Here is a 22,407-nt window from a genome sequence, read left to right as displayed (position 1 = left end):
ATTCAGGTGCAAAGCGGAAAAAAGATATAGCATTGGCGGTCTGGGAGATAGAGCTATAGAAGCTTTTAAAGCTGCCTATAACACTAATTGACTACCTCTTAACAAATGAGATAGATATAACAATCCTGTTTACGACAACGAAAAAATTCCTCAATCAGTTATTTGGCTGAGGAATTTTTTTTACGTTATGAACCTTTTAAAGGGGGATAGATCAAAAGGTATACTTTGTTAATCATCCAATAGAGTGCTCATTTAAAAGAAAAAGTGTTTGAATCACTCATCGGCTTAGAATTTGAGTATCCACAGAAATAAAAATATTTTAAAGACAAGTGATGTGAATCGAGGTAGATCCATGTATAAGCTATTAGCTTTCGAATTAGACGCGGGCGCTAATTACAAGGGCACAGATACAAAAGGAAACACCAAAATCGGCGGCTATTTCTCCTGAGTTTTTCTGCTTCTTACTTTGAAATATAAAGTGGAAAACCAATTACCATGCCCAGTCAATTACATAAATAGTATGAAAATAGTTCGATGGTAATGGGGTGAATTCATTATGACGTTTTGATGATTATAAAATTGGGACAAACAATATCTAGAGAAATGGACACAAGAAGAATTATGAAACAGACCATGTAAGGAATGACAGAGATTCTCAAGAATCCAACTACAGGTTCGCAATAATTGCATAATAAAAATTAGACTTTTTCCGTCATGTCTACTGATGCAAAATATTGAATGGACCAATTATTAATTTAAAATGAAAAAGGAGTAATAAAGTATGAACAAAAATAAAAAGAAAAAAGGTTGGTATTTGGAAATAAAACATAAGGAAATAGGGGAGAGTGATGTTAGTACACCTATTAATTACGATAGAAGCATAGAAGTAGCAAGTCATTTTCTAAAAGACACCGAGAAAATAACCAGTAAGGCATTGAACCTTGCTATTAAAGACGGTATTTTTTATAAAAAAGATGAACCCCAAAATATAATAGTGCATTTAAATAACTACAATAAAGGGTTAATCATAGGTCGTTATGTTATGAAATTTAATAAAGAATCTAATGAATTAGTTGGACATTATAATGGGTGGGAATATTATACCGTCGATGGAAAAGGAAGTATTGAACCCTTTAAATACTCTTACTCGTTTAAGAAAGTATTTATGCTACCTATAATTTTTGTATGTGTTTTATGTTTGATACTTTTAATTAATATTATATTCAGTTCAGCTGATGACATGGTTAAAACAATTTTAACGTTCTTGGCATTTTATTTAATGATAGTATATTCAGTTATGATTTTAATTAATAAGGATATAGCAAAGCATCACTTTATTAGAGAAAGACGCAAAAATCTTTTAATTTCGACCTTCATTTTTGAGGCTTCATACTGGATAGCAGCTCTTATAACTATTCTTAATATTAGTAGTATAAACGGTGTGATGAACTGGGGGATATTTTTAGGCATCTTAATACCAGTGTATGCATTTCTGATTTTTAAATTCGCTTTGTCAATGGCGTTTGATATTGACAAAATGAAAATTTAATTAGTAAAAAGTTCACATAGAAGTGGTTCTAGAGTTAATCAGAGTTCCTATTGAATTCGGAAATGTCCTGGAAACTAGAACCGCTTTTAATTCTAACGGGTCGAGTACATATATTCGGGAGTAATTCATTTGTTTTATTTAATGAAAAACTGTTTGTCTATGCTGTTGTATTGATGGGTATGAACCTCTTATTGTTAGGAATGCATTCTAATTAGATAGCTTTGTGAATATAGTTGTTATAGGCAATTCTTCTATTAGCTACTGTTAAAACCAGAGTTGCTTTTTTAAAAAAATCTGAATTCCCTTATAATCTATCTTAATATACGAGGGGGACGGGTATGGGGCATACACCGACTTTTGTGTTAGGGTTAGTCGGATCCATCATGGCGATACTGGGCTGTATGTTGTGGATTTGGCAAGGGACGTTTTTTTGGGCTGGTTTTATAGAAGGTATTAAACAAATTGAAGGTGAAGAACTTCTAGATGAATCGATTAGAATTGGATTTATCATCGCTGGTATCCAAACGCTGTTGACGCTTCCTTTTTATATTGTAACGCTCGTCAAAAGCTGTTCTTCAAAAAGTTTGCGATCTGTCGGACTCTGGCTACTGATCGTTGGTATTGCAACACTACTCATAAATGTTTTTCATATCATTCCATGTATTTTACTTATTATCGCCGGAATTTTAGCGCTCATAAAAGAAAAGGGATCGAAAGACGATGAAGAAGTTACTTCTTTTAGAGTTGAAAAGAGTGATCATATCGCATGATTGCTCTTTTTCGCTTGAATCTACTACGCATCACTTTTATTGGAACTAGGGCTTTTTCCTCTAACTTTATCTGTATATAATTTTAGGGAAAAGTTGAAAGGTGAATTAGGAGGAGTTATTTTATGAATAAGATATTTATTAATATCATCTTAATTCTGATCATGATTTTAGCATTTCTATATGTGATTATTTCAAAGACTGAGCCACAACTTGGTTTGCCAAGATTCTGGGCTTATTTTGTGATGTTTTTTTGCTTCTCTTCATTAACGGCGAAAAAGAAAACTTCAACCGATGTCAACAGTGACTCTATTGAAAAGAGAAAAAGGAAACATGATGAAGAATAACAAATGAGTGAACGCTATTGAGTGTTTGGAGTAATTCCGTCATTTGAAAAAATTACATTCAATCATTCGATTCGAATGGGATTTTTTTATATCTATTAGTCTCCTGTCAGAAACTTCATCTCAAACCATTTAGGGTACCAGGTTCTCATTGAATTTAGAATTGTCCCGGAACCTGGTACCGTTTTTGGTTTAGCGAACGATAAGTCGATGCTTTCTTGACGCAGTTCATTCCAGACAAATTGTGAAGTCGCATCGTCTCCTATTACTGTAATAAATGCTGAAGGCGCACCCAGTCTAGAAACGCCCGCCGCCACATTCACTGTTGTCACGCCAAGGAATGTATTAAAAGTCGTGTTTAAATAATCTCTAACTAGATAATCGACAAAAACATCACCGTAAATCCAGACATGTTTTTTCTTAGATACAATCATGTATGTACTTCCTATCATTTCGTTTTTTCAATCATAGCATTTCATTATACAAAAAATACTTCTTTCGTGGAATACTGACCGTTAGAAGACATATCGCTAATGTCAAAGTTTGTATGAATTTGTCGAAAAACTTAGAGATAAGTTACTGATTGTTGTTTCTATGCGTTATAGTATTGTGTCAGCGAGAATTACTTTTATAGCATCCATTTTGTTTTTAATTGTTGGTTAAATCGTTTACAGGAAGGGCAGTCCGGGTGGAGTTATGCGGGATGATTGCATGGATTCGGTGTTGTTATGACGCGATTAACAAAAGAGAAATTATAAAGACAGCCATCTGGGTCTGTCTTTTTTGCTATGTACTTTTATAAACGAGCAGTTCTTTGCTCTGCCCCTCTGCTTGCTAGTATACTTAATGAATAGAAGCATTCGTTCGACTACTACTAGTGGTTGTAAAAACACAAAGTAAAATATAACGTGAAATTTCAAATAGAAGGTGGGAAGATACGTGGCGATTATACAAGTATCTCAAGGCGGGGCATCTCGTTACAAAACGATTCAGGCTGCAGTAATGGCCGCGCTGCCAGGTGATACCGTGGAAGTGGATACGGGCATTTATGATGAACATGTAACGATCGATAAGCTGCTCGTTCTTCGAAGTTCAGAAGGTGTTGCTAGCTCAGTTCGTGTAACTGGAAGTGTTCGTATCGCGATAACTGAAGAAGTGCGTATCGAATCGATTTGTATTGGAGGAGGTACTGATCCAGTTGACTGTGGTGTACATATCGAATCAGGAGATGTAACGCTTCACGATTGTCTGTTCTTTGAGATTCAAGGAGTCGCTATGCGAGTGGATGCAGCTGCAAAAGTATCCGTAGAGCATTCGACATTTCAAAAAACCCTACAGGGAATTGACGTTTTAGGGCGACTGTCTTTGTTTGAATGCATCGTGGAAGACACAATCAAAACTGCGCAAATTCGTGTGCGCGCGGGGGGAGAAGTCGCAATTGCGAGTTCCGGAATTTTAAGTGGGCAAGAAGAAGGACTTTGTTTGTCTGAAAAGAGTCGAGCAACGATTACCAAAAGCTCATTCATCGGAAATCGTGGGGTGCAACTCCGTTTGGAACAAGACAGTTCGATGGATGTAGAAACTACGAATTTTTACGTTGGACATGCCCAAGGGATTTATTGTGATCAATCGAAGGGTATTCTGAAAAATTGTGCTTTTAAAAACCAACGTCTCGAGCATGTGGCTTTTATGAATGGATCCCGTATTGAAGTCGAGTCGAGTACGTTTGAAAATGGTGAAGCTGAAGGAATGAACGTCAGTCGTTCAGCAGTTGAATTAGCAGACTCCCTCTTTAAAAATCAAACAGGTGACCACATTACGTGTAACGAACAGAGCACCGTTTTGATGACGAAAACAGAGATTTTTTCGGGCAAGTCTAGAGGAATTGTGTCTGGACATTCGACTTGTACACTCATCGATTGTGAAGTGAAGTACAATCAGCTGACGCAACTCTCTGCGTTTCATCAAAGCGTTTTGACGATTCGGGATTGCGAAATTGAGAGTGGAAACAATAAAGGGGTTTACGCTACGAGTAGTCAAGTGAACATATTGGATTCACTGATTAGCCATCATCGTGGTGTACAGATTTTTGCTTCTGACCAATCTGACGTCAATTTGTCGGCGACGGAAGTGAAGAGTGGAGATAGTGCTGGGGTCTCCGCGAAAGAATCCGAGTTGACCGCATCCAATTGCATTATCTTCGGTCATAAAGGATCGAATGTGTTAGTAATTGGTGCGGCGAAAGCGGAAATAACCGATTGTAAAATCTCGAGTGGCGATAAGAACGGCATACTTGCAGGTCCTGAAGTAGTTGTTTCATTGGAACGGACGATTGTGTTCAATCATAAGCGAGCGCAAGTACGCGCAAAGGAATGTGCAGAAGTGTTTATAACGGAGTGTGAAATCTATGATGGTCAATCGTCAGGAATCGAATTCAGTCAGGTGGAGCGTACGGAAGTGACTGAAACGCGCGTACACGGCCATCTTGATGATCAAATCATCTTGCAAGATTGTTCGAATGCTGTATTCAATTCGGTGCAATTGATGAATGGAAAGAAGGCTGGACTGCGACTCGAGCGTTCAGTTCCGGTTCTTGACGGTTGTTCATTTAAGGAAAACCGGGCAGGAGATTTAGTTCGTTGGGATGACAGCGTTCCTGTGCTGACGAATACGGACTTACAGATTCCGCCGATCACGAGTAAGTTGGGCGGTAGTACTGGAAGTGCCTCGACTGTAGACACAAATACTACGGATGCAATGAACGTTTCGATGAATGCGTTGACCGGTTTTATTGGACTGGAAGATGTGAAAGACAAAATCCAGGAGTTTAAAAACTTGGCGGAGATTAATCAATTCAAATTAGAGCGTGGCATGAAAGTGAACGCGATGGTAGCGCCCCATATGGTCTTTCAAGGGAATCCGGGTACTGGCAAAACGACGGTCGCTCGCCTAATCGGCCAGATTTTTAAGGAACTAGGTCTCTTGAAGTCAGGACACGTAATCGAAGTGAAGCGAGAGGATCTCGTTGGCACACATGTCGGTGAATCAGAAGAACGTACGAAAGTGATTATTAAGGAAGCAATGGGCGGCGTGCTCTTTATAGACGAAGCATATACGCTTGCGGGTGGGGGTAACTCGAGTCGGGATTTCGGGAAGAAAGTCATTGAAACATTGCTTCCTGCAATGGAAAATGCCCGTGGTGAATTTATTGTCATCGCGGCGGGTTATACGGAAGATATGGATCGGTTCCTTGCATCTAATCCTGGATTGAAAGATCGTTTTACGGAGAAGATTACGTTCCAAGACTATACGCCGGATGAGTTGTTGGAAATCTTCTTAGTGCAATGCGAAGGAAGTTATACGCTGACTCCTGCTGCGAAGCAAGAAGTTTATGAAGAGTTCGTGGAACGCTATCGAATGCGTGATGAGACATTTAGTAACGCTCGAATGGTGCGAATAATTTACGAACAGATCGGGCTAGCGCAGTCAATGAGAATCGCGAAAATGCCGCGTGAGCAATGGACGGAAGAAGTATTGACGACGTTTGAAGAGGAAGATGTTGTCCAAGCAGTTTCAGAGCGTGAAGAGAAGACGTTTGAAGTGCCGATTGATGAGGTGTTGTTGGCTGAGAAACGAGCAGAACTGCATCAGTTTATCGGCCTTGATACGGTGAAGGCTGAGATTGATGAAATGATTGAGTTAATGAGATATTACAGGCGCGAAAATCATTCTGTGGACAAATTGATGAATCACACGTTGTTGATCGGTAAACCGGGAACGGGTAAAACGGAAGTCGGCCGTGTGCTTGCAGGTATTTATCAAGCGCTAGGATTGTTGACACGAGGCGATCTGATTGAAGTGGATCGTAGCGATTTAGTCGGCAGTCATATTGGTGAAACAGAGAAACTGACAGCCGCGCAGATTGAACGATCGATGGGTAGTGCGTTGTTTATTGATGAAGCCTACACACTTGCGAGTGGTGGAGAGAATGATTTCGGGAAAAAAGCAGTGGAAGTGTTGCTGAAGAAAATGTCCGATTGCCAAGGCGAGTTCTTATTGATTGCCGCAGGGTACGAAGATGAAATGAATCGTTTCCTGGATAGCAACGCTGGTCTCCGTCGACGTTTCGGACTAACACTCCATTTTGAAGATTATACACCAGAGGAATTAATGGAGATTACCGAGCTTTATATCGAAGGATATGGAATGACAGATGAAGCGAAGCGTGCGTTAGTGCATCATTATGAAGAGGTTTATGCACGTCGGGATAGCAGCTTCGGAAATGCCGGGCTTGCGAAAAAGATCGCGAAAGAAATGACACGTAAAGTCGATTATCGAATGGCTGTGGCGAGCAATGAGCAGGAGAAACCTGCGTTGGAAAAAGAAATTACGACGGATGATTTAGTTTTGTTAGAGAGTTGAGAAAGTCTGTTTTATGTGCCTGTGTATGGTTGAATGTAGACAATACACTGCATTAGTAAAGCCTATTACTGAAGGTTGGCTTTATGTTACTTTGCCAACGGAGAAAAACAGATTGTTGACATTAAGCCTCATATGAAGGGTATATTAGAAAAGCTGCAAGACCCAGAGTTCTTTAAACAGGTATTTGTTGATTCTGAGCTGGAGACGGTAAGCTGGCCTGGGGAGATAGACCTTGACCCGGACAATCTCTATAAGCAGGGAATTAATATTAGCGTTATAAGATATTTATCAAGTATTTTATCTGAGGATATATCAACATATGATTCGAATGAACATCGGGGTAGAGCATAGATTTACCGGTGCCAGATTCTCGTAGAATTTGGTTTGATTCAGGTGACTGGAATCATTTTTAACATAGTGAAATACGCGGAGGTTGTTGTTCCTAAGAAAGGAGTAGCAACCGCCGTTTAAATAGTGAAATGAACAAGTGCAGGTTCTCATTGAATTCGGAATTGTTTCAGAACCTGGTACCGTTGTTAGCACCATTCTCAATCGCATAGTTCAACGACTGGTATATTTGGTTTAGATGGATGGTGGATTGGCAGAAAAATGAGGGTGCCAAGTTCTAGTTGAGTGATTTCAGCATCTGGCACCCTACTCTAATTACACCTTGTTCCAAATATAGATAAACTGAGCTGCCTCTGATTCTAGTGCAATCAATTGATCGTCATTGCAGTTGTTGTCTGTGATGAAGTTGTTCTTTTGAATGTTTAAGACAGAGTGATGGACTGCTTCACTATGTTTCTCTTCATAAAAAGATGAATTTAGAAGAGCCAACACCGTCTGAGTTGTTCGTTTATCTACTTTTTCTTTTTTTCCTTTAAAATAAAGTTTAATTAGATGGGGTTCGCCATCAATCATTAACCCTAGTTCTGGAGAGGAACGAACCGCCAATTCATCACTTATCCATCTTGCTTTACCAGGGTTAAACCATGAAACGTCCTTATTTTTTAGAAATTTTCGATACTGTCTGATTGCAAATGTATAATTTTCTTTTTTCTTTTCGTCTACGCTTTGAATCAAGGTATCAAGAAACTCTGGTTTATGATGTTCACTGTGGTATTTGATTATCCCATCACGGAGTTGTTTCCAATAATCAAGTGCCGGATGATAATCATCCTGATATTTAATTTTGCGGACCATGTTCATTTTAGCGCTACTACCCTTAACGGTGAAATCAATGAACTGAGTTAGTCCTATATCGACTTTAGCTTGTGTAATCATAATATCACCTCCTCCTATTGACACATTCGATATAGGGAAGCAAAATACCTACCCGAATTGGAATTTACCTAAAATCAATTTGCTGCATGATCAGCAGGATATCACTTTAATCCACCCAGTTTAATAGAGGAGAATAGATATTAGAACACTTCCTTGCTACTCAGTTGGCGGATACTGTTTAGTAACCTGATATAGAAGTTACTACAAATGTAGATCCCTCTCGACTTGCCTACGTATCTGGTAAATGACAGTTGGAACAAACTGTGTAGCAAGCAGGAGTTCCTTCTCGTTCTGTCGAATATCGATTGTAGAGGGATAGGCGTCCGTACAGGACATTCTTTTTTAGAGGGGGATTGGGTTTGGAGCATCAACAGATGAAGCTGATCCATATTGAGTGGACAGGCCCTTATACGTTAGAAAATATTACTGATCTGATGAATGAGGAAATGGACTATGGAATCTATCAAGTCTATGGAAAGCATCCCGTGTATGGGAGTAATGTATTGCTGTATATCGGTAAAGCCGATTTGCAGACGATTGGTAAAAGGATTTCACAGGAGAATTGGTGGAATACGAACGACTCCAATAGGCTTTTGATTTATGCCGGGCGTCTAGTCGGAGAACAAACGCCGGAGGAGATTGATTGGTCAATTGAAATTGATTTAGCGGAAAAATTGTTAATTTACGTGCATAAGCCGGCCTATAATTCCAAAAACCTAACAAATATCCCGCATCATGCTTTGCAAGATATCCATATTTTGAATTGGGGTTCCTACCGTGACTTACTGCCCGAAGTATCTGGATTACGATGGACGAGTAAACTGGATTATCTTGAACATGAAGTGTATAGGTTAGGATGATAGAGGGTTTAATTCAGAAATGCTCCTAGAAGCATGAAAAGCATAAAAGCATTGATTGATCACTTATTTGAGTGGTCTTTTTTATTTTGTTGAAAAAATGAAGAGGAGGTGCTGAGGGGAGGGTGTTGCAGAGAAGTTGCTTGTCGGTAGGATTTTGCTGTCGGGAAACATTAATAGGGACTAATGTTAATTTGAATAATCGATGATACGTATGTTGAAAGGCCTAGTAGTGCATTGGATTGTATGTACTTGACCATGGATTCAACATGCCGCTTCTCATTCCCGCTGTCCGGATTACAGAATTCATAACGAACCCCGTTATGGGCTGCGAAAAACGCTCAAATTCCTCAGTCAATTTCCGTTCCCCATTCGGCAGGACCTTTTTCACTGTTGGTGCAAGGTTATCAAAGCGATTTCGTAAAACCGCCAAGTGCAGGTGAAATGTAAGCCGAAATATAAAAGAACACACCAACATTGTATATGACACGATAGAAATGTGGAAGACAACAGCTAGGTAATATATAATGGTTGTATGGGACTTAAATACCTCTCCTTTCCTAAAATATAGCTATTCCGAAGGGGAGAAATCAAACATACTTAAAATTGAGGGTACCAAGCAGATTACTTAGTTAGGAGAAAAGTTTATATGTCTCAACTGGAAGAAAAAGAGCAATTCCACTACAAAAGGTGCACGTTGTTTAGTGAAAACCATCCGATGTGCACCGAAGATTACATAACGAAATACTATTATTTTACGCTCTTGTATGCTGTCCTTGAACCGGATCGGGAATTTTCACCGTTTTTAAACGCAACGATGAAAGTTTATCAACATCACTTCGGTATTACGGACGAAGATTATGTGAAAGTAGCGAATGACGAGGCAACGAATACGATTGGTGACGTCACCGATAAATTAAAGGCAATTCGTAAAAACTATTATTCATTTACTCGATGGAAATTGTATAAGCGTAACTATAAATATATTTTCATAGCACATATTTTGCTTTTGCATGATTCTGTCCAAGGCACGAAGTTTTTTCAAGAGATCAGAGTCTACTTGAACATCAAGGAAGAAGCGTTTAGCGGCCTCCTTTCATACGTCCAACAGTTGAATCAGGGGGAAATACGCAATGCTAATCATTTACTGATGGGGCATAAGGAACTGGAGAGCCTGACATATTTCTCTGAAGAGCTCAATAAACAGGCTACAGCACACGATGACACAGGCCCTGAAGTACTCGTCGTTGCAACGATGAGTGCGGGAAAATCGACGTTCATTAACAGTATTATCGGTAAAGATCTGCTCCCGAGCAAGAACGAGGCTTGTACGGCAAAGGTAATCTCTTTGACGAACCGAGTCGGCTTGCCATTTTATGTTGGATACAAGACTAGTGAACCGAGTAAGTTTGATAGTTTCGTGGACCGAGAACGGCTGTCGAAGTGGAATGAAGATGATAAGGAAATGCGGATTTATTTGGAGGGTCAGTTTTCGACGATTTTGCCACTTCAATCGAATTTGACGATCGTAGACACACCTGGACCAAATAACTCCATGGATCGGCAGCATTCGGCTGTAACATTGGAGTTATTAGCTGCCAAAGAAAACAGCCATATTTTTTACTTGTTGAATGCGGCGAACATGGCGACTGACGATGATCGGGAATTGCTCCTTCAAGTATTGAAGCATGTGCCGAAAGTGAATTGGTCGAAGGAGATTACGTTCATTATTAACCGGATGGATGAAATCGATATGGAGATGGAAGAGTCGATCGATGGCGTCATCGAAAATGCGACAACTTATTTAACCTCACTAGGAATAAAAGATCCTAGAATCATTCCGTATTCATCGAGGGCATCGCTCTTGCTGCAAAAGGCTTTGCATGAGGAAGATTTCACAAGAAAAGAAAGATTGGATATGGAGAATTATTTGGAACTTTATCAGGATGAAACGTCTTCATTGGCGAAGCGTTCCACTGTGGAATTTATCGAAGCGCCAATGATTGAAGCTGTTATAGATAGAGAAAACGTCAAAGTGGCGTTGGAGAATTGTGGTCTTTACTCGGTTATTCACTGTTTAAGACAGTTGACCGGCATTCCCCGACAAAATGACGTAAAGGAGAGCATTAGCGTATGACGACGATTCACATCAACTATAATCCATTTACTGTAGAAACGAATATTATTTACAACGATGTAGATCTGACGGGAACCGGGTCGTTAAGCCGGTTCAAAAATGAACGATTCCAAGTTTGGGTTGAACAGATCATCCCTATTCTGGTCGATGAAATCCTTAACGAGGTTACGTTTACGCTCGTGTTCCACGGTACAACCCCTGATTTTGATGACTTGGAGGAAGTTTGCAAGTTCTACAATGAAAGTCAGGGTACGAAAATCCAACTGGAGCATATCCATGCGAAAGAGACGGACGATAAAATCTCGGAACTTGCGAAAATCGTTCAACATATGCAAACAGGTCCATTTGAATCATTGCGAAATGAGAAAATCCAGAAGGATTTCGAAAATGCGATCAACTCCGAATTTGAAATCGGTGTAATCGCGACGATGAGCTCTGGAAAGTCGACGTTGATCAATGCGTTGCTTGGTAAGGAATTGATGCCTTCGAAAAACGAGGCATGCACCGCGGTAATCGCGCAAATTAAGAACGAAAAGGAACGCGAAGGATTTATAGCGGCTTGCTATGATCGTGCCGGTTATGAAATCATCAGTGAGATACCAATTACAGCTGAGGATATGGGGCAGTTCAATGAAAACGAGAATGTGTCGACGATTAAAATTGCGGGAAATATCCCAGGTATCCAGTCGTACGATATGAACTTGGTTCTTGTCGATACGCCAGGGCCGAACAACTCGATGAATTCAGCGCATAGGGATCATACATACCGCGTTATTAAAAAAGACTCCAAACCAATGGTGCTGTACGTCCTGAACGGTACAAACCTAAGCACGGATGACGATAATACGCTACTAGCTGCTGTCGCGGAACAAATGCGAGTCGGTGGGAAGCAGTCGAAGGACCGGTTCATCTTTGCGGTGAATAAAGTCGATCAATTCGACCCTGACAAGGATGAGGACGTAGGAAGAATCCTCGAAAACGTTAAGGAATATTTGGCGAAGCACGGCATCCATAATCCAAATATTTTCCCGATTTCGGCAGAATTGGCGAAAGTGATCAGGATGCATCAAAACGGGGAGAAATTGACGGCTAGGCAGAAAATGGCCTTGGGCGGTTCCATTCTGTTCATTGATGAACCTAAAATGCATTTAAGCCAATATAGTCCGATTAGTCGAGCGGCAAAAAAACAAATCCGAATAGCGATTAAAAATGCGAATGATTCTGATGATCTATACGGTGAGGCACTTTATCATACAGGAGTGCCATCGATTGAAGCAGCCATCAATGAGTATTTGGAGAAATACGCATTGACATCCAAAATCTCGAATGCCATTGAGACATTCCAAAAGATTATTGAAGATCAGCAGATGACTCAAAAGCTGATGGAAGAGCTGGAACGCAATAATGAAGAGCGCCAAAACATGCATGAGCAGATGGTACGTATCGAAAAGATACTTGAGGATGGCAATAAAGCATTTACTTTAAAAGCGAAGATTCAGGAGTTAGATCTTGATGTTACGGATGATGTTTTACGAGTTCAAAGCAAAATACAAAAGGAACTCGTTTCCGTTTCCGGGGAGTTCAATGAATCCAAAATAACACTTCGTCAAGCACAAAATAAAATCGAAAGAAGCGAGAAGAAAGTCGAAGCACTCCAAAGTGATGTACTTACGGATTTGGAAAAAATAACGAAGGATTATATGACAAACAGTGCGAAGAAATTAATAGATGAGTACAAGTCTTACGTGGCGGAAATCGTCGATCAAACGGGAATGGATTCGATGAAATTCAATCAAGTGAAACTTTTGACTGCATCCATGCCCGATGCCGATGAATTGGTCAATCAATATACGTACTCGGAAGAGGTAGAGGCTGGCGAAAAAGAAGTTAAAAATCCAAAACGGAAATTGTATAAGCCGTGGACATATATCACGCAGCCTAAGTACGTTACCGTCACGGAATATAAGACAGTTGAATTCGTTGATGGCGTGAAACTGAGGGATGAATTTATCACTCCTGTTAAGCAGTCGTTAGAAGACAATATCGACAGTGCATTGGATCATTTGGAAGAACAAAAAAAGATGTTGCGTGATAGCTTCATAATTGAATTAGATCTTTTGAATGAGAAATTGGGCGAGAAAGTTAATGAAATAAAGGACCTAGCGAAAAACGAGAAGTCCTTGGCGGAACAAATCCAGCGAAACGAAGAAAAGAAAAGGTGGCTGGATGATCTTGTAAAACGTTTGGAAAACGTACTGGAAATATAATCTTGGAGGTTTTTATATATGGAATTCAAACCAAATACACATTTGCAAAAAGCAATCGACAACCACAATCTTCGCCATATCCGAAGTGCCGTTTCCTCTTATATGGTGAGCGATCCGGCTGACGGGAGAAGGGAAATCCAACCCGCAGTCCGGTACGTTGAACAAAGCGGAATCACGGATCTTTGGCAAGACCATGACGGACGTCCGTTCAAAGAGATGGCGGAATGGGATGAGGATTACTATGGCCTTCTTCAAGCTCAATTAATGATGAATTTTTCAAAGGACCGTTTCAATCATACGCTTGAAGTCGGTAAAAAAGTACATGGCAAAGCTCGAGTCGAAATTCAAAGACCGATGGCTGAAACAGCGGCGACCTTTGCAAGACCGGCAACGAATACGAAACCGGCAAACGACTTGGGAAAGTATGCGCCGATTCTAATCGGCGGAATCGGCTTGCTGGCAGTGGCGACACTGATCGTCTATTTGATAAACGAAAAGTGAACCGTCTTGAAAACCGAGAGATGGCGGAACATCTGATGTATTTATCACAGATGACTAAAGAATAGGAAGGGGGGAGTTTTCCGATGCATGAACTTGATACACGAAAGCAGGAAGAGCTCCAACGCGCATATGTACTGTCGAATGAATTTGTGGAGAAGAATTATTTAAGTGAGTTAGCTGAATGCAATGTTGCGACGTTGCCCAAAGAAATCCAGGCGTTCAATACGCAAAACAATGTACGTTTGTTTAAAGTGAATAAACTCGTCTACGATAAAAACGAAAGCAATCTCGATAAATTGGTTACGGTTTTCAACACAATCGGCAATATCGATAGCTCGCTCATCTTTTTGATCGATAGCGATGGGGATCATACGGATCTCTATGTCGGCATAAGGACTAGCGCGGCTGATCAGCTTGCCAACCCGGCGAAGGAGGCGCTCGAAAAGAGCTTTGCCGGGAATTTTCCTGGCAGTGACATAAGAAGTTTGCGGAATTCGGAAATTGAGAACGTCATTGAACGGGTCTTTACATCCGATTTGTCATCTACTGAAAAAGTGATCTCATCGGTTTCAGGGATTCCTTCCTTGAAAGTGGAGGATAAATCAAAGTTCGTCCAAGGGATTGAGAAACTGATTGACGCCATGAAAGGTGAAAAGTTTTCCGCTGTATTTGTCGCTGATTCGGTCAGCTTCCAGCAGATTTCTACCATACGCCGAGGCTATGAAAAATTATATTCGCAGCTAGTCCCTTTCCAAACATCCGAATTGAGCTTCGGCGCGAATGATAGTCAGACAGTCACAGAAGGTATCACGAAAGGATTCACACATACTGTTAATGAAAGTTTGACTGATACCCAAAATTACACGCAAGGTCAATCTGACACGGTAACGACAGGCACGAACTCCTCGACTTCCCGGAGCCCGGGTATGGGACTTACGACAGGTGCGGCGGTTGCCGGCATGGCATTGATGACTGTGAACCCGATTGCGGCTATTGGCGTAGCTGTCGTCGGCGGAACTGTCGGAGGCTTAATTGGGAATAAAACAAAAGGCGAAAGCAACAGCGAGGCGGCTTCAACGAACAGTTCAACTACAACGGGCACATCTTCGACGAAAGGGAATTCGGAATCAACATCGACGACAGAGAATGAATCCGAGGCTTGGACGACTGGGCAGTCAAGAAATTTACAGATGAAATTTGAAAATAAATCCGTAACGAATCTGTTGGAGAAAATCGACGAACAACTTATTCGCCTAAAAAGCTCCGAAGACTTCGGAATGTGGAATTGCGCGACGTACTTCCTTTCGGAAAACCCTCAAACATCACGTGTGGCGGCAAGCACTTATAAAGCGATCATGCGTGGGGAAAATTCATCAGTCGAGCATTCATTCATCAATACATGGGACCACCAAAACAAGAGGAATTTACTCGAAGTCGGCAACTATTTGAAAAAGTTGCACCATCCGTTGATTGAATACAAAACAAATGAGTCTGGACTGCCATTCGTATCCCCGGGTTCATTAGTGAACGGAAAAGAATTGGCCATCCAGTTCGGCCTGCCGCAAAAGTCAATTAGTGGCATTCCTGTCATTGAAACTGCAGAATTCGGACGGAATGTGATGACGTATGATATGAATGATTCGAGGGGCGATCGGATTCCGATCGGACAAGTCTTTCATATGGGAAGGCCGGAAAAAACGCCTGTCCAGTTAGATTTGAACAGTTTAGCAATGCATACGTTTATCACAGGATCCACGGGAACAGGTAAATCGAACGCTGTTTATAAAATTCTAGACGAAGTGAATCGCAAAGGTGTCAAGTTCCTCGTCATCGAGCCGGCAAAAGGGGAGTACAAGCAAATCTTCGGCGGGCGTCGGGATGTCCATGTCTTCGGCACAAACCCTAAATTTGCGCCTTTATTTACAATTAACCCATTCAGATTTCCGGATGAAATCCATGTGTTGGAACATATCGACCGCTTAGTCGAGATTTTCAATGCGTGTTGGCCGATGTATGCGGCGATGCCCGCTGTGTTGAAAGATGCTATTGAGCGTACGTATGAATCTGTCGGTTGGGATTTGGACAGCTCGATGCATTTCGATTTGCAGCCGATCTTCCCGACATTGCATGATTTGCTAAAAATCCTTCCTGAAGTTATTAATGAGTCTGCTTATTCCGAAGAGCTGAAAAGCAATTATATCGGCGCACTCGTTACGCGGGTGAAATCTTTGACGAACGGGTTGGTCGGAAAACTATTCGCTGATGAGGAAACGCCGAACGATGTTTTATTCGATGAAAACTGTCTGATCGACCTTAGCCGCATTGGCTCCACTGAAACGAAGTCGCTGCTTATGGGGATTTTATTCATGCGGCTGCAGGAACATCGAATGTCCGAATCACTCGGCATGAATCAGAAGCTGAAACATATTACCGTATTGGAAGAGGCGCATCATCTTTTACGCCGTACATCGAGCCAACAGTCGCAGGAAGGGGCAAATCTTCAAGGGAAATCGGTTGAGATGATTACGAATGCGATTGCAGAAATGAGGACGTATGGTGAAGGTTTCATTATCGCCGATCAATCGCCGAACCTATTGGACTTCTCTGCAATCCGCAATACAAACACGAAGATCATTTTAAGGCTCCCGGACGGCTCTGATCGCGAAGAGGTCGGTGCTTCCGCCAGTTTGAATGAAGACCAAATCAATGAAATTCCGAAATTGAAAACAGGCGTAGCTGTCATTTATCAAAACAATTGGCTGCAGCCTGTATTATGCGAAATTGAAAAACATGAAAAATTGCAAGGGTATATCCATGAGTACAATGAATCGATGCTGTTGAATGAACGGAAGAAAAACATGGGTTCACTAATGCGGATCCTTTTACTAGGGCGGATTTCTGTAGAGGATCAAGTCGATGAATTGCTTGCAGAAACTGAAGGGCTGAAGAGTTGGCTTTCCACCATTCCAATGGATAGGCGTTTAAAACAGGAATTGCTTGCGGAGCTTGATCGGTTCCAGACAACGAAAAAGATGAAGTACTGGGAGCAGGAAGAATTCCATGAGCTTTCATCTGTAATTTGGAAGCTTATCGACGGAGAAAAGTTCATCGGTTATGCGAAGGAAGCGAAGAACTTTGAATTGTATAATGAGAAAATGGGTCAAGCGGTTAGAAGATTTGTAGAGATTGAACAACCGGAACTTGAACGCGTACTGACGCAAAGTATCTTATATTACCATTCAATTGAAAAGCCGGGATTCAAAGAGTTCTATTTTAATTGGGTGGAGGATAGTAGAAAGAAGGCGTTTTGGTTATGATAGAGATGCTGGCGAAGGAAGTTATCGAAATTCCGAATCAGGAAGTTTTAAAAGGAAGTTCTGACGTCCCTACATTCGCGAAAGGCATGGCACCTGAGACAATCACAAGTTACGACGATGCCAATCTGCCGATTATGAAGGAATACGCTGTAAAAGATGTCCAAGACGTTGAGGGAATGAAAAATGCGTTGACGGATGGGCAGAAGTTGCGGATTAAGGAAGAGAGTGGTTATTCGGATGAAGTGATTGCCCATATTAGTAGTTGGGAAGAGTATGAGGTATACAGTGATGCAGGTTTGAAAGAGACGACCATTAACGGCCGGCCTTGTCTCATCCGGGATATCGACATGGATTACGTCGATCAAAAGACTGGATTAACAAACCGTGAATTGATGGAAAAAGGACTTTCGCCAATAGACGCGAAAACTGGTGAAAAAATCGAGTTGCATCATATTGGACAAGAAGCAGACTCGCCTTTTGCAGAGCTGACTGCTGATAGTGAGCACGGGAAAGAATATAAGACGTTGCATACAAAAGAAACAGAAAGCTGGAGAAATGATACGTCACTGAAAAACCAATACAATAATGTTGAGCGGCCCAACCACTGGAAAAGCCGTGCAACCGAGGAGGTAGGAGTATGAGTAGAATCGATCAGTTTGTACAAAGTCATTCGGCAGATATTTTGACTAGCCCAGTGAAGCCGAACATAGATACAATTCGCGAGGCAGAGGAATTGCTCACTTTCACATTTGGCAAGCAACTGAATTCATATTTGACCACATACGGGTTTTTGATCTATCAATTCATCGAATTGCATGGCATTAATGAAAGACAAAAAATGTCTTCCGATTTGATCATAAACACTCAGAAAGCCCGTGAAAATTTCGGTGACTTGGAAGGATTCGTTGTTATCGAAAACCTAGGTGGAGGCAACTACATTTTATGTGATGAACAGGATCAAGTGCATGAATACCTTCCAATGAATGAAAAGAAGATGAAGCCCCTTAAATTAACGTTTGACGAGTATGTCATTAACCGGTTTAATGAAATTGATTAAGCAACTCGCATGACATTTGATTTTAACTCCTCATATTTGTTGTGAGGTAGTGAATAAACCAAACCAGCCATTAGAACGCGTGCTGTTCTAATGGCTTTTTCAGATTGAAGCATCTTCAGTGTAAGTCCCGATCTAGATGGAAAAGGCCTTTAACCCATATAATTATACAAAATTTTTTGTTGGCTGTTTGCTACCCATTCAGCAGCTTGTTGTGAAAAAAGAAAATAAAAATTTCGCCACCCTTTTTCCGAACGAATATGAATTTATATGCCGTTAATGCCCCAAATGCTGTTACCCTTCAATCCGGAACTATATGTTAGAGTTTTCAATTGTGTTGGTGCCTGGTACCCAAATGCCAAGTTTAAAATACTCAATAATGAACTCTGCGATATAGCCATCATTTAACCGTTGGCTGTAATCATAAATGAAATAACTAAAATATAGTTGCCTAAGGAATTAAATAGAGGGAGCAAAGAGAAATAGGAGGTTGTAACTGTCAAGGAGGATAGACTCCCATGACAGCTTGTTTTTAATTGCTAACCAATACCTAGGCGCTTTGCGGTTTTTCACCTGAATCATCAGAAGGTAAAATGATGTAAATATTAGCCCCAAGTCCACCAATTCCGGGATGGAAATAGTGAAGTTTTTCGATGATCCGCAGTTTAACGAGTTTCCGGATGGCTCGTTGCACTGTCGCGATTGATTTCCCCGTGACTTCCTGCATTTCCGGGTATGTCAACTGGGCCGCACCGTGCATTGCTGAATGGTGTAAAATTGCATCCAATACTTGATGATCTGATTTTGTCAGTTCGGCGGCGTGTAGTGTGATCTGCTTTCTCACAGCTGCGTACATGTCATTGTTATTGTCGAATCGTGTGTACTCTTTTAGATTAAGTGTCATTGGTGATTCCCCTTTATCCTTTATATAGATGGGAGAGGTCAAAAAGGATACTCGTGGAGGAATCTTTTTAAAAATGAGCTATCTTTTGCTTGCAATGCAATGAATGGCCTTCGCAATAAAACGAAAACAGCCTGCAACACAAGGTAATTCAATCACAACGAAACAAAGATCACTTGCAATACAATGTACCTCCATCGCTACGAAACGATAACAGTTTGCAACACAACAAAAGCCGCTCGCATTGTAACAATCCGTACATTTTACCGATACAAATAATAACTAAGCAAGCTCCCCAATAATTCATTCATGACAATAAAACCCCTCAACCGGCTTATCGAACAGCATAAATATATCCTTGAAATACGTCTCCTCGACCAACTTGTCCAACACACCTTTATAATACCCAGGCAAATTGCGGATCGACTTCTTTTTCGTCGCCATCACAGTGATCATGAGCGCACGATAGGCAAGGTCTTCGAAGATGTGCCTGTCGTCTTTATAGATATCATATTTCAACATGCGTCCAGAGATAGCCCGATGAATTCCGAAGAATTCACGGGCTATTTTAGTGTCACCAATTGTTCCCGCAAGCAGTTGTTTCATTCGACTGAATAGACTTGTGGATAACTTTTGCGATTCCGGAGGAGACGTGTAGTTAAGATCTTTAAATCTTAGTAAAGATTTAGAAAGAAGAGCTTCGTCTTCTGAAATCAGCTCGTTTTCCTTGTTGTCATGCGGTTTATCGTCATCAGCCCGGTCGTTCATTTTCCCCTGGTCATCGAACGGCAAAATAATGTAGATGTTGGCACCTAAGCCGCTCATTACTGGGCGGATGTAGTGTGCTTTTTCGATGATTTCAAGACTGACGAGTTTCCTGATGGCACGTCGGACGGTTACGTTTGATTTTCCAGTAGCATCTTCAATCGTTCCATGCTTCAAATGTGCTGCCCCGTATTTCACCGAATAGCGGCGGATTACGTCGAGCACTTGGCGATCTGATTTCGTCAATTTGTCCCAGCGAAGTAGAAGATGCTGTTCGGCAGCTGCGTCCATTTCCGTGATTGAGGCGAAGCGTGAGTATTCTTTAAGATAGTGTGTCATTTTTAGTTCCCCCTTTACCCTCTATATAGATGGGAGAGGTCAAAAGGGATACTGCGTGAAAAAAATAAATTTACGAAAACAATAATCAACCATCCATCCCGCGAAACAGTCGTGAGAATGGATGGTTGTTTATATTCGTCGTTTATTAAGAATCGAAAATAAGGCAATTTCTGCAGTTTTAATGCGTTCATTGAGGAAAATGATGGTTTTTGCCTTGAAAGTTGAAGAATGGCCGGGGAGAATGAATTTTCTCGTTCGGTGAACAATTCAATGGGTCGGTACGATGAAATCACCCGGGAATAAAAGGAATCATGCATGATCAGAAAGAGTTCTCCATGCAGGAATTTGAAGATGTCTTAGCGCAATATGAACCGATGATTTCACACTCGATTCGAAAGTTGAATATTTACCGCGACCATGAACAGTACAGGCAAGTTGGAAGAATCGCGTTATGGCAAGCTTGGAAACGGTTTGATACTGAGAAGGGGGATTTCACGCCATTTGCATACCGGAGTATCCGAGGTGCGATGCTGGACGAGTTGAAACATGAGGCACGTTTCGAAGAACGCTTCATGCCGGCAATCAATGAGGTTATCATTGATTATCTAGGGGCGGAGGAAAAGGGGGTGTATCATTTGCTCCATGACGCGATTGAACAATTGGACCCTCGCGAAAAAGCGTTTATCCAATGGTCTTTTGTCGAACAATGCAGCTTGGCAGAGTGCGCAGAACGAGCGGGAATTTCAGTTGCGGGCGTAAAGAAGAGAAGGGAAAGGATGATGAGGAAGCTAAAGGAGATGATGAAAGCGGCGGGTCAATAACGAAGTGTGGAGAGAAGTGGACTACGGGGTTATGTCGTAGTTCGCTTTTCTATGACGTTTTTTGATAGAAAACGACGATTTTCGCTAGAAATCAACAAAAATCCCATAATTTGTAGACTATTAATAAATTTCATTATATACTAAATATGGTGTGAATAGGGAGTATTTAACTATGTCTGGAATAGGGAGAAAAAGACTAGGGGAACTCCATATACACTGGATGGTATCGCTTACAATCATGCTGTTTGCGAGATGGTTTGAGTGCATTTGAGGAGGTGAGTGAAGTGTGATCCAATTATTCCATGGAAATCCCCAGGTGAGACAAGTCCGGCAAGACATACACCTGAGGAACCGTGTTGGAGTAAACCAACCTATCGTTAGTATACTCCTTCTTACGTTAAACCGTAAACGTTAAATAACAAGGGGGAGTCAAAGATGAGAAAAAATTACTCAGTTTTCATGAATCGAAACACGATTGCTTATGTTAGCGCGTTCAATGAGATGGGGGAACTCGTAACAGACATCTACACCACCAAAGGGATTTATCGGGTCGATATTGAACCCATCAAGCTGATAGATAAAGTATTCAAAAATTACGGTTCCAGCTATAACGGGGCGAAAGAAGGTTCAAAATGGATTTTGGGCGACATTGACATGCCGCCGTTAGTCATCGGTGGGGCGGAAGGATTGTACTTGTTTCCTAGCGAGTCACCATCAAGCCCAACTTGCAAGTGGTTCTTCCTACATCATATCGTTCATCATAAGGCGATCGAAAAGAAAAAAACAGCGGTGTATATGACTGGTGAGCTTGTGTTGACGGCGGATATAAGCAAGTCTTCCTTTGAAAGCAGATTGACGCACGCAACGTTATTGAAAGTCCGGATGGAAGGACAGAATCTGGGCTATCTCACATTTGATACGAGTTTGAACTATCGAATGGTGCAAGAATTGAAGGTCGATGCTTATAAGGTGAATAGGCATTCTTAAATAGATGCGGTGTGAACTCTTATTTCGGAGCAGGATGACCAGCATTATCTCAGGGAATATAGCTATGGGGGAAGTGTGATAAGGGGGAAGTCATT

18 protein-coding genes and 1 pseudogene are annotated in these 22,407 nt (G+C 41.2%); 14 read left to right on the top strand and 5 right to left on the bottom strand.

From position 1 onward, the window contains the following. The first annotated feature begins 781 nt into the window (after positions 1-781). The 3 genes from OC538_RS08105 (at position 782) to OC538_RS08095 (ending at position 2,663) form a co-directional block, all read left to right on the top strand. On the top strand, positions 782-1,549 hold the full coding sequence (locus OC538_RS08105; RefSeq protein ID WP_262174248.1) for a hypothetical protein: 768 nt from the start codon (positions 782-784) through the stop codon (positions 1,547-1,549). Between the two features lie 338 nt (positions 1,550-1,887). Next, positions 1,888-2,319, top strand: coding sequence for a hypothetical protein (locus tag OC538_RS08100; RefSeq protein WP_262174245.1), 432 nt, complete (start codon positions 1,888-1,890; stop codon positions 2,317-2,319). Positions 2,320-2,441: 122 nt separating this feature from the next. After that, positions 2,442-2,663 (top strand): hypothetical protein, encoded by a 222-nt coding sequence (locus tag OC538_RS08095; protein WP_262174244.1) that lies wholly within the window; start codon positions 2,442-2,444, stop codon positions 2,661-2,663. A 95-nt stretch (positions 2,664-2,758) separates the two neighbouring features. Here the strand turns inward: OC538_RS08095 and OC538_RS08090 are convergent, their stop codons facing one another. Beyond that, entirely contained in the window at positions 2,759-3,094 is a 336-nt protein-coding gene (locus tag OC538_RS08090) for a PfkB family carbohydrate kinase (RefSeq protein WP_262174243.1), read from the bottom strand. A gap of 505 nt (positions 3,095-3,599) precedes the next feature. Here OC538_RS08090 and OC538_RS08085 point away from each other — a divergent pair. After that, a complete protein-coding gene (locus tag OC538_RS08085; RefSeq protein WP_262174241.1) occupies positions 3,600-7,082 on the top strand; it encodes a right-handed parallel beta-helix repeat-containing protein in 3,483 nt (1,160 codons plus the stop codon). A 75-nt stretch (positions 7,083-7,157) separates the two neighbouring features. Next, complete coding sequence (locus tag OC538_RS17970; protein WP_410055854.1) at positions 7,158-7,433, top strand: DUF2442 domain-containing protein; 276 nt, start codon at positions 7,158-7,160, stop codon at positions 7,431-7,433. 312 nt (positions 7,434-7,745) lie between these two features. Here OC538_RS17970 and OC538_RS08080 read toward each other — a convergent pair whose 3' ends face one another. Further along, a complete protein-coding gene (locus tag OC538_RS08080) occupies positions 7,746-8,366 on the bottom strand; it encodes a hypothetical protein (protein ID WP_262174240.1) in 621 nt (206 codons plus the stop codon). Positions 8,367-8,725: 359 nt separating this feature from the next. On the opposite strand from OC538_RS08080, the gene OC538_RS08075 reads away from it, so the two are divergent. Then, positions 8,726-9,226 (top strand): hypothetical protein, encoded by a 501-nt coding sequence (locus OC538_RS08075; RefSeq protein ID WP_262174237.1) that lies wholly within the window; start codon positions 8,726-8,728, stop codon positions 9,224-9,226. Positions 9,227-9,450: 224 nt separating this feature from the next. Here OC538_RS08075 and OC538_RS08070 read toward each other — a convergent pair. After that, positions 9,451-9,638: pseudogene (locus OC538_RS08070) on the bottom strand (IS21 family transposase); the annotation flags it as partial. A gap of 234 nt (positions 9,639-9,872) precedes the next feature. On the opposite strand from OC538_RS08070, the gene OC538_RS08065 reads away from it, so the two are divergent. From OC538_RS08065 to OC538_RS08040, 6 genes are all read left to right on the top strand, one after another. Then, positions 9,873-11,360 (top strand): dynamin family protein, encoded by a 1,488-nt coding sequence (locus tag OC538_RS08065; RefSeq protein ID WP_262174235.1) that lies wholly within the window; start codon positions 9,873-9,875, stop codon positions 11,358-11,360. Then, entirely contained in the window at positions 11,357-13,627 is a 2,271-nt protein-coding gene (locus OC538_RS08060; RefSeq protein ID WP_262174233.1) for a dynamin family protein, read from the top strand. Before OC538_RS08065 ends, OC538_RS08060 begins: the two co-directional genes overlap by 4 nt. A gap of 18 nt (positions 13,628-13,645) precedes the next feature. Continuing rightward, positions 13,646-14,128: a hypothetical protein gene (locus OC538_RS08055; protein ID WP_262174232.1), complete on the top strand. Its 483-nt coding sequence runs from the start codon at positions 13,646-13,648 to the stop codon at positions 14,126-14,128. An 83-nt stretch (positions 14,129-14,211) separates the two neighbouring features. Continuing rightward, complete coding sequence (locus tag OC538_RS08050) at positions 14,212-17,445, top strand: ATP-binding protein (protein WP_262174229.1); 3,234 nt, start codon at positions 14,212-14,214, stop codon at positions 17,443-17,445. Then, positions 17,442-18,086 carry an HNH/ENDO VII family nuclease gene (locus tag OC538_RS08045; RefSeq protein WP_262174226.1) on the top strand — a complete coding sequence of 215 codons (645 nt, stop codon included), beginning with the start codon at positions 17,442-17,444 and terminating at the stop codon, positions 18,084-18,086. Before OC538_RS08050 ends, OC538_RS08045 begins: the two co-directional genes overlap by 4 nt. Beyond that, positions 18,083-18,502, top strand: a complete 420-nt coding sequence (locus OC538_RS08040; RefSeq protein WP_262174225.1) for an SMI1/KNR4 family protein — start codon at positions 18,083-18,085, stop codon at positions 18,500-18,502. The genes OC538_RS08045 and OC538_RS08040 overlap by 4 nt, the downstream gene beginning before the upstream one ends. A 547-nt stretch (positions 18,503-19,049) precedes the next feature. Here the strand turns inward: OC538_RS08040 and OC538_RS08035 are convergent. Both OC538_RS08035 and OC538_RS08030 read right to left on the bottom strand, forming a co-directional pair. Further along, the gene (locus tag OC538_RS08035; protein WP_262174224.1) at positions 19,050-19,403 is read right to left on the bottom strand and encodes a hypothetical protein; all 354 of its coding nucleotides are present in this window, start codon (positions 19,401-19,403) and stop codon (positions 19,050-19,052) included. Between the two features lie 300 nt (positions 19,404-19,703). After that, the gene (locus OC538_RS08030) at positions 19,704-20,504 is read right to left on the bottom strand and encodes a hypothetical protein (RefSeq protein WP_262174222.1); all 801 of its coding nucleotides are present in this window, start codon (positions 20,502-20,504) and stop codon (positions 19,704-19,706) included. A 311-nt stretch (positions 20,505-20,815) separates the two neighbouring features. On the opposite strand from OC538_RS08030, the gene OC538_RS08025 reads away from it, so the two are divergent. Then, positions 20,816-21,325, top strand: coding sequence for a sigma-70 family RNA polymerase sigma factor (locus tag OC538_RS08025; protein ID WP_262174220.1), 510 nt, complete (start codon positions 20,816-20,818; stop codon positions 21,323-21,325). 435 nt (positions 21,326-21,760) lie between these two features. Continuing rightward, positions 21,761-22,312 (top strand): competence protein ComK, encoded by a 552-nt coding sequence (locus OC538_RS08020; RefSeq protein WP_262174217.1) that lies wholly within the window; start codon positions 21,761-21,763, stop codon positions 22,310-22,312. Positions 22,313-22,407: the final 95 nt, after the last annotated feature.

The organism is Saccharococcus sp. Marseille-Q5394 (genome assembly GCF_946901335.1).
Lineage (GTDB): Bacteria > Bacillota > Bacilli > Bacillales_A > Planococcaceae > Sporosarcina > Sporosarcina luteola_C.
The sequence above is the reverse complement of the archived record's forward strand: the minus strand, read 5'-3'. Positions and strand labels throughout refer to the sequence as shown.